This is a genomic window from Streptomyces sp. 8K308, assembly GCF_004348315.1.
GTDB lineage: Bacteria > Actinomycetota > Actinomycetes > Streptomycetales > Streptomycetaceae > Streptomyces.
The window spans coordinates 1-5,870 of the sequence record NZ_SMKC01000403.1 but is presented as its reverse complement, the minus strand read 5'-3'; the positions used below and the strand labels follow the sequence as shown (position 1 = coordinate 5,870).

At 73.9% G+C, this 5,870-nt stretch carries 5 protein-coding genes; 2 read left to right on the top strand and 3 right to left on the bottom strand.

All coding sequences use genetic code 11. The features are described from left to right. Window positions 1-827, bottom strand: an 827-nt coding sequence (locus E1265_RS32545; protein ID WP_132934558.1) for a DUF4328 domain-containing protein, incomplete at its 3' end; no start/stop codon positions are given. A gap of 387 nt (window positions 828-1,214) precedes the next feature. On the opposite strand from E1265_RS32545, the gene E1265_RS32540 reads away from it, so the two are divergent. Further along, entirely contained in the window at window positions 1,215-2,180 is a 966-nt protein-coding gene (locus E1265_RS32540) for a helix-turn-helix domain-containing protein (protein ID WP_132934557.1), read from the top strand. 12 nt (window positions 2,181-2,192) lie between these two features. Here the strand turns inward: E1265_RS32540 and E1265_RS32535 are convergent, their stop codons facing one another. Then, window positions 2,193-2,894, bottom strand: coding sequence for a response regulator (locus E1265_RS32535; RefSeq protein WP_132934556.1), 702 nt, complete (start codon window positions 2,892-2,894; stop codon window positions 2,193-2,195). Further along, complete coding sequence (locus E1265_RS32530; RefSeq protein WP_132934555.1) at window positions 2,891-4,555, bottom strand: sensor histidine kinase; 1,665 nt, start codon at window positions 4,553-4,555, stop codon at window positions 2,891-2,893. Before E1265_RS32530 ends, E1265_RS32535 begins: the two co-directional genes overlap by 4 nt. A 90-nt stretch (window positions 4,556-4,645) precedes the next feature. On the opposite strand from E1265_RS32530, the gene E1265_RS32525 reads away from it, so the two are divergent. Further along, window positions 4,646-5,647: a tripartite tricarboxylate transporter substrate binding protein gene (locus tag E1265_RS32525; protein ID WP_243741270.1), complete on the top strand. Its 1,002-nt coding sequence runs from the start codon at window positions 4,646-4,648 to the stop codon at window positions 5,645-5,647. The last annotated feature ends 223 nt before the right edge of the window (window positions 5,648-5,870 follow it).

The window sequence follows — 5,870 nt, the reverse complement described above, 5'->3', positions numbered from 1 at the left end:
GGGAACGGCGGGGGATAGGCATCCGACTGTGGGGAGGCCATGGGCGGCGGGCCGGCCATGGAGGCAGGGCCGCCGGGCGGCATCGGGCCCTGGCCGAACTTCGTCTGCTGCCGGGCGCTCAGCTGCCGGACGAACACGACCGCCAGGATGCCGGCCGCCACGCCCAGCAGGCCGCTCAGGCCGAAGACGCTGGCCTGGGTCTCCAGCGCGTCCCAGTCCTCCTCGCTGGTGAGATCCTCGTGGCCGAGTCCCTGTAGCCGGCCGGCGAAGTTGGTGACCAGGGTCAGGACCCACAGCACCCACCAGGCGGTGACCACGCCGCGCCCCGGGCTCGCTCCCCACGGCGTGCTGGCCCGCCAGACGTCGTTGGCCATCTGCTTGGGGAACCAGAGGTTCACCACCGGGGTGAACCACGCCCCGATCGCCCAGCCACGGCTGAGCCGCTGCCCGGTCGGGTCGAAGACCTCCGCGTTCACCCGGACCCGGTGGAACCAGATGATGAAGACGATTCCGGTGGCCAGCAGCCCCAGGCCGTGGAGCACGACGGCACTGGTGTAGAAGTCCTCGACGTCCTCGACTTCCACGAGGCTGAAGAAGTTGCCGTCCTGGATGTCGCTGACCGTCGAGCGCATTCGGCCGGCGGCCGCCGACACGAGGAGGGAGAGAAGGCAACAGATGATCAGTAGCACCGTGAGCGCGGTCGCGAGGCCCCGCGGGCCGGAGAAGGTGGCCCGCGGCCCCACCGGGCCCGGATATCCGGCGTACGGCTGCGCGGGCTGGTACTGCCGCGGTGGCGGTGATGGTGGTGGCGGTGGTGGTGCGCCCATGTCTCGTCTCCCTTGACTCGGTACGCCCGAGTGGGCCCTGCGGTCGGACACGCTTGAGAAGCGCAGGGGTGACGATAACAGCGCGTGGTCACCGAGCCGGACATGTTCCTTGACGGTCAGGCGGCAGGATCGTCACGGGACTGTCCCAGGACCGTTCGGCGTCCGCTCGGGGGGCCTTGCCGTGGGCGGAAGAGGCAGCGATACCGAGACCCGCGGCGCGGCATGGACAACAGCGCATGCCTGAGCGATCCACTGATCCCCCCGTCCCCGAGCGGTTGCCGAACACCCACCAACAGTGGCGGACAACGCCTCGATCGGGCGAGCGGTTTCGGCGTAGGCTGAAACTCTGTGGTCAGCGCGACGGGCTGCTGCAAAGGAGGTTGCCGGGTGCTGCGCATCCACCTCACCGGGGACGACCTGGCGCGGATCCGCATCGCGGAGCGGCCCGACCCGATGTGGGAGACCATCCTCAGCTCGCACCGGCTGCGCGACCGCCGGGCCCCCCACGTCTACGGCCACTGGCGCGAGCAGTCCCGCCGCCGCGTCGGCGCACTCCCCGCCACCCTACGCGCACTGATCCCGCTCACCGGCTACTTCCCCGACTTCCTCAACCCTCCCGAGTCCACCCACGGTTGGGACGAGGCCATCGAGGCGCTGCGGGCCACGCCGCGCCGCAGGCTCGGCGCCGAGATCGAGCGGCTCGACACCAAGCAGCCACTGCCCACCTGGGTCAGGTCGCTGGCCGGCGGGGACCGCGCCACCCTCGACCAACTCGCCGCCGACCTCCAGCGCTACCACCACCGCGCCATCCGCTCCGACGGCGTCTGGCGCCGCGTGCAGGCCGAGGTCGACGCCGACCGGGCGCTGCGCGTGCGCCACCTGCTGGCCGGCGGCATCGACGGGCTGCTCGCCGGGCTGCGCCCGGTGCTGCGCTGGAACCCGCCGGTGCTCGAGTCCGACTACCCCGTCGAGCGCGAGGTCCACCCGGCCGGCCGCGGCCTGCTGCTCGTCCCCTCCTTCTTCTGCTGGCGGCTGCCCGTCACCTACGCCGACGGTGACCTCACCCCCGTCCTCGTCTACCCGATCGAGCACGCCGAGGCGGCACCCGAGAACGCCGCGGCCCTTGGCCGGCTGCTCGGCACCACCAGGGCCCGCGTGCTGCGCTGCATTGAGAACGGCACCACCACCGGCGAACTCGCCCTGCGCGCCGGGGTGTCACTCGCCTCCGCCAGCCAACACGCCAGGGTGCTGCGGGACGCCGGCCTGGTGATGTCGATGCGCCGCGGCAACGAGGTGCTGCACACGCTGACCCCGCACGGCCTCGGCCTGCTCCCCGCCGACGGCGGGCACTGAGCCGCCGGCGCGCTACGGGTGTTCGGTCGTGGCAGCCCACCGGAAGCGGCGCTCGGGTCGACCGGTGCTGCCGTACCGCAGGCTCACCGCCACCCGTCCGGTGGCCGCGAAGTGCTCCAGGTAGCGGCGGGCGCTCACCCGGGACAGGCCGCTGCGGGCCGCGCACTCCGCCGCCGACAGGTCCTCGTCGCAGGCCAGCAGCGTGTTGCGGACCAGCTCCGCGGTCTCCTCCGAGAGCCCCTTCGGCAGCCGCGGCGGCGGCACCGCGGCCCCGAACACCCGGTCGACCGCGTCCTGTCCCGGCAACGACGACGCGATCGCCGCCAACTCCCGTGAGCGGCGCGCGTAGTCCCGCAGCCGCTCCTGCAACACCGGCACCTCGAACGGCTTGATGACGTAGTGCACCGCCCCGCCGCGCAGCGCCCCCCGCACCGTCTCCACCTCGCGGGCCGCCGTGATCACCAGCACGTCCGGCTCGTGCCCCCCGCCCGCCGCCGCACCGCCGCGCAGTTCACGCAGCACGTCCAGACCGCTGATGTCCGGCAGGTAGATGTCCAACAGCACCAGGTCGGGGCGGAGTTCGCGCACCGCGGCCAGCGCCTCGGCGCCCGTCCTGGCCTCGCCGACCACCTCGAACCCCGGCGTGCGCTCCACCACCTTGCGGTGCAGCCTGGCCACCATGAAGTCGTCGTCGACGATCAGCACCCGGATCACGAACCAGCTCCCTCGAAAGCCCTCTCCCGCGCCGTGCGCGGCAGTCGCGCGCTGAACTCCGCCCCGCGCACCGTCACCTCGCCGCCCCGCCGGGTGCACACCAGCCGTGTCAGCGCAAGGCCGAGGCCCCGCCCCGAGTCACGGGCCGCCGCCTTGGTGGTGAAGCCGTGCCGGAAGATCTCCTCCGCCAACTCGGGCGCCACACCGGGACCCGAGTCCCGCACCAGCACGTCGATGCCCTCCGGCGTCTCCGTCAACCGCACCTCGACCCAGCCCTCCCCGGCCGGCTCCCCGCCCGACCGGCCCCGCACCGCGTCCAGCGCGTTGTCCACCAGGTTCCCCACCACCGTCACCAGGTCGGAGGCCAGCGACTCCGGCACCGGGCCGAGGTCGCTGTCCGCCGTGAGCCGCAGCGTGCTGCCCTGTTCGGCGGCCAGGCTCGCCTTGGCGATCAGCAGCGCCGCCAACGACGGATCGGCGACGTGCGCGTTGACGTCCGCGCTGCGCTGCGCGTGCGTGCCGCTGACCCCGCGCACGTACCGCGCCACCTCTGGGTACTCCCGCAACTCCACCAGGCCCGCGATCACGTGCAGGTGGTTGGAGAACTCGTGCGCCTGCGCCCGCAGCGTGTCCGTCGCGCTCCGCGTCGCCTCCAACTGCTGCTGCAACGCCGTCAGTTCGGTGAGGTCCCGCATGGTGGTCACCGAGCCGGCCGGCTGCCCGCGCGTCACCAGCGGCATCCGGTTCACGGTCAGCACCCGCTCCCCGGTGAACACCACCTGGTCCCTGCCCTTCGCCCGCCCGGTCAGCACGTCGTGCAGCCGGCCCGTCACCCGCAGCTCGGCCAGGGTCCGCCCCGGCGCGTCGGCCGGTAGCCGCAGCAGCTCCCGCGCGCTGTCGTTGACCAGCGTCAGCCTGCCGTGTGCGTCGAGACCGATCACGCCCTCCTTGATCCCGTGCAGCATCGCCTCGCGGTGCTCCACGAGCGCGGTGATCTCGCCCGGCTCAAGGCCGAGCGTCTGCCGCTTGATGCGGCGCGCCAGCAGGAAGGAGCCGGCGGCGCCGAGCCCGATCGCGATGCCGAGGTAGAGCAGCAACTCGGGCGTCGCGGTGCGCACCCGCTCCGCGAAGCCACGGGTGTGCCGGCCCGCCGCCACCACGCCGAGCAGCTCGCCGCCCTCCCCGAAGACCGGCACGTGCGCCACCAGCGACTCGTTCCCCGAGCCGTCGGTGACCGTGCCCGTCCAGGACCTGCCCTGCAGCACCGTGCTGTCGGCCAGCGGCAGCTCCTCGCCGATGCGGCGCGGGTCGGCGGCCGTCAGGATGCGGCGCGCGGCGTCCGTGATCTCCACGTACGAGGCGCTGGAGACGCTGCGGGCGCTCTCCGCCGAGGCCTGCAGGATGCCCCGGTGCTCGGGGTCGGCCAGCCCGATCCGCACGGCCTCCTGGGAGGCCACGTTCTCCGCCACGTTCAGCAGGCGACCGCCCTCGGTGCGGCGGAAGTCGGCGTTGGCCTGGGCGATCGACACGCCGGCGATCACCACGAGCACGACGACGATCAGGCCGAGCTGCAACGTCAGGAACTGGCGGGCCAACGACAACCTCGCCAGCCTGGGCAGCCTGGCCAGCCGGAACCGACTCGACAGCGTCGCACGGCGCATCGGCGCACCACCTCCTCCCACCGCTCTCGCCCGGACCCTACCTACGCGCGGCACTGTCCATCAGACCCGTCGCGAGGTACGTTACGCCGCGTGAAGCCCGTTCCGATATCCCCCGCGATACTGCCAAACCGGGCGCGGGTCGCCGCGCTGCTGGCCATTCCGGGCCTGCTGCTGGCCGGCGGCTGCGCGAGCGGGTCGAACGGGCGGCGGCTGCGGGTGATGGTGCCCACGGTGGCGGGCGGCGGCTACGACTTCACCGCCCGCACGCTCGCGGTCACGTTGCGTGAGTCCGGTCTCGCGGGCGATGTCGAGGTGTTCAACCTCACCGGCGGCATGGGCACGGTCGCCCTGACCCGCCTGGTCCACGAGTCGGGCAACGACGAGCTGCTGCTGCAGATGGGCCTCGGCCTCGTCGGCAGCCTGCACACCGGCTCGCCGCCGGCGCGGATCGGCGACGCCACGCCACTGGCCCGCCTCGTTGACGAGCCGGGCACCATCGTGGTCGCGGCCTCTTCGCCGTACCGCTCCTTCGACGCGCTGGTCGACGACTGGCGGCGCGGCCGGCTCACCGCCGGCATCGGCTCGCTGCCGGGCGGCCCCGACTACCTGGCGCTGATGCTGACCGCCGAGGCCGTGGGCCTGCCTGCCGACGCGGTCGCCTTCGACCAGTACGACGGCGGCGGCGGGCTGCTCGCCGCGCTGCTCAGCGGCCAGGCCGACGTGATCGTCAGCGGCCTCGGCGAACTGCGGCACGCGGTCGCGGCCGGCGAGCTGCGGGTGCTCGCGGTGACGGGCCCGCGCCGGTCGCCCGGCATCGACGCGCCGACGCTGCGGGAGTGCGGGTACGACGTGGAGGTGACCAACTGGCGCGGCCTGCTCGCGCCGCCGGACCTCGCCCCCGACCGACTCGAACGGCTCCAGGAGCTGCTGGAACGGCTGCACGGTCGGCCCGAGTGGCGGGCCGCGCTGCGCGAGAACGGGTGGGGCGACGCGTACCTCCCGGGCGAGGAGTTCGGCGCCTTCCTTACGACGGAAACCCGCCGCGTGGGCACGCTCCTCGACCGCCTGACACGCCGCTCGCGCTTGGCATAGGCCACGGGCCCGCTGCGCGCTCGGCGTCGGCCGCGGCCAGGCGCGCGTGGCCCGCCAGGCCCGGGCCACCGGCGCGCTCCGCGCGCCCGGTGCCCGGGCCTGGCGGCCGTGCTGGCCTGGCGGCCGTGCTGGCCTGGCGGCCGTGCTGGCCTGGCGGCCGTGCTGGCCTGGCGGCCGTGCTGGCCTGGCGGCCGTGCTGGCCTGGCGGCCGTGCTGGCCTGGC